This is a genomic window from Roseateles sp. (genome assembly GCF_044373315.1).
In the GTDB taxonomy this organism is placed as follows: Bacteria; Pseudomonadota; Gammaproteobacteria; order Burkholderiales; family Burkholderiaceae_C; genus JACDQM01.
Genome location: NZ_JBILQK010000224.1, coordinates 1 through 3,103, shown reverse-complemented (window position 1 = coordinate 3,103; position 3,103 = coordinate 1). Strand labels below are relative to the sequence as shown.

Below are 3,103 nucleotides of genomic sequence, written 5' to 3'. Positions count from 1 at the left end.
TTTTATGTCTCAAACTGGTGGCAAATTTTTTGGAATGATGTTCCGTACTTCGCATCAACCAACCCTCCGCTCTTGCGACATATGTGGTCACTCGCAGTCGAGGAGCAGTGGTACATCATCTGGCCGCTGTGTTTCGTCTTCGTTTATCGCATAAAGAGAAATGTTCTGTCGAAAGCAACAGCATTATTCGGCATTGCAATTCTTGTTTCTCTCGTCGTTGCATTTGTTTATGTCGCAGGAGACGAAGCGCGAAGCAATCTCTTGTACCTGTCAACGCCGACACGATCCGTCGGTTTGCTGATGGGTGCTGGCCTCGCATTGGTGTGGAGCCCGTGGAAATTGGTGAAGCGAGAATCTCCTAGTCGACACGCCGGTCAGATTTCCGACAAAAGATTGTCGGCTCTGGGTTTTTCTTGTCTTGTGCTACTTCTTGCGCTGTCCACATTCCTTTATGCCAATAGAAGTGTCTACTACCGCGGTGGATCATTTTTTGTTGCAGTGTTGTCGGTTGTATTGGTGGCTTGCGCGGTACATCCCAATGCGATATCAATCCATGGGTTCTTTCGTTTCTCGTGGTTGGTTGGTATCGGGCGCCGCTCGTACGGAATTTACCTATGGCATTGGCCAATCTTTGTCTTCACTGATGCACAGAACTCGTTGACATCGCTTGTAGTTGCATTGGTCCTCACGGGAATTGCATCAGAGCTTTCATTCCGACTAGTTGAACAACCAATCATCAGGGGTGTCATCGGTGAAACCTGGAATGGAGTTCGAGACGGATTTCGAACGAAGTGGGCTCTTATGCGTATCGCGAGCATTCTCTCAACATTGATTGTCGTCGTCGCTTCTGGTGTGATTGTCTTTTCCACCGAAGGAACAACGATTGCAAAAGACACAACGAATCCAGACCAGGTATTCACACCCAGTTCCCTTCCTCAGGTCATAGGTCCGCGACGTGTAGTGCTGGTGGGTGACTCCCAAGCAGAATCCATTTTCCTCAATCAGCCGAAAGGAGTCGAGAATTCCATTGTTCTCTCTGATGGCTCCATCAATGGGTGCGGTATTTTCGACCGTGGTGAGGTTGTCAGCCCGCAGACGAATTTCTCCATGTCAGTGGCGCATTGCGATGGTTGGGAAGACAAGTGGGTCTCGGCAGCTAAGGAATCAAATGCTCAGATTGCATTGGTGATTATCGGGGCATGGGAGGTCATGACGTTGAAGACTCCCGAGCGCTACTACTCCTTTAAATCTCCCGAGGCTGATGCACTTTTCTTGTCGCAATTGCAAAAGGGCATTAATGCACTCTCCAAGGAAGGCATCAAAGTTGCATTACTTGAAGTTCCTTGTATGCGTCCACGAAATGTTGAAGGCCAAGGAACCCAGGCGTTACCGGAACGTCGCAGCGATGATCGAACAAAACATCTGTCGGAACTTTTGCGATACTCAGCTCGATCGAACCCATCAAGCACGGTGTTTATTGAAGGCCCAGATGAATGGTGTGCGTCACCAGAGATTGCAAATGACATTTCGTACCGTTGGGATGGAATTCATGTGTGGAAGAAAGGTGCAAAGTTGGTTCTTGAGACCATTTCTGAAAGCCTTCTGACAATTGAGGTGCCGACAACGACGCCTTAGCCATCTGTCGATGATGTTGAGAAACCATTCATTGTGAGAAAATGGATTATGAGCGTCAATCTGACCGAACAAGATCGTCAAGACCTTCGCGAGAAGTACAACGCAGAGCGCGATAAGCGAATCCGCTCCGATGGTAATGAGCAGTATCAAGAACCATCGGGGAGATTCTCTAATCTGCTTGATGATCCGTACGTTCGACCTGCTGATCGCAATGCAATTTATGAAGATGTCACCGTTCTTGTTGTTGGTGCAGGATTCGCCGGACTCGTCACCGGTGCTCGCCTCAAGCAAGCGGGCATCTCAGACGTTCGTCTCATTGATAAGGCCGGAGACGTTGGCGGTGTGTGGTACTGGAATCGTTACCCCGGCGCCATGTGTGACACCGCGGCAATGATCTACCTGCCGTTGTTGGAAGAAACAGGAACGGTCCCATCAGCAAAGTATGTGCCAGCACCAGAGATTCACGCACACGCAAAGCGCATTGCAACGACATTCAATTTGTACGACGGTGCACTGTTCTCAACAGGGATTACTTCTATTGATTGGGATGCTGATGCATCGCGTTACATCGTGCGCACTGACCGCGGTGACGTACTCCGTGCGCGCCACTTAGCAATGGGAACAGGTCCTTTGCATCGCGCCAAACTTCCAGGAATTCCTGGTCTCCAGTCGTTCAAAGGTCATGCATTTCACACCAGTCGTTGGGACTATGAGTACACAGGCGGCGATCCATCTGGTGCTCTGATGGCAAATCTTTCCGACAAGCGTGTTGGCATCATCGGAACAGGTGCAACGTCTGTGCAGTGCATTCCGCATCTATCGCGGTCAGCAAAAGAACTGTTTGTTTTTCAGCGCACGCCATCAGCCATTGACGAACGCAACAACCATGCCATTGACCCTCAGTGGTTCAGCAAGTTAGGGACGGGGTGGCAGCGCGAATGGATGATGAACTTCACCACTTTGCAGACGATGGGTTTCACCGACGAAGACTTGGTCAAAGATGGCTGGACGGACATCTCATTGCGCATTCGTGATCGCGTGATCGAAAAGGTGCAGGCGGGGGAGGAGTTTGGCCCGGAGACTCTGCTTGCTGCGTATGAGGAGAGCGATGACGAAAAGATGACGGAGATTCGTGCGCGAGTCGACAGCATCGTGCGTGATCCACAAGCAGCGGCAGGACTCAAGCCCTGGTATCGCCAACTCTGCAAGCGTCCTTGCTTTCATGATGAATACCTGCAGTCGTACAACAACCCGGGAACTCATCTCATTGATACAGAAGGTCGCGGCGTTGAACGCATCGATGAAACGGGCGTGTGGGTCAATGGAGTGCACTACGAACTTGATTGCTTGATCATTGCGTCGGGCTTTGAAGTGGGCACATCGTATTCGCGTCGAAATGGCTACGACGTCGCCGGGCGTGAAGGTCTACTTCTCTCTGACTATTGGTCAGAAGGAATGCACACGATGC

General features: G+C 50.6%; 2 protein-coding genes. Both read left to right on the top strand.

The features are described 5' to 3' along the window. Positions 1 to 1,635, top strand: a 1,635-nt coding sequence (locus tag ACIQ67_RS20760; protein ID WP_397536270.1) for an acyltransferase family protein, incomplete at its 5' end; no start/stop codon positions are given. 48 nt (positions 1,636 to 1,683) lie between these two features. Next, the coding region (locus ACIQ67_RS20755; protein WP_397536269.1) for a flavin-containing monooxygenase at positions 1,684 to 3,103 on the top strand (1,420 nt) is incomplete at its 3' end.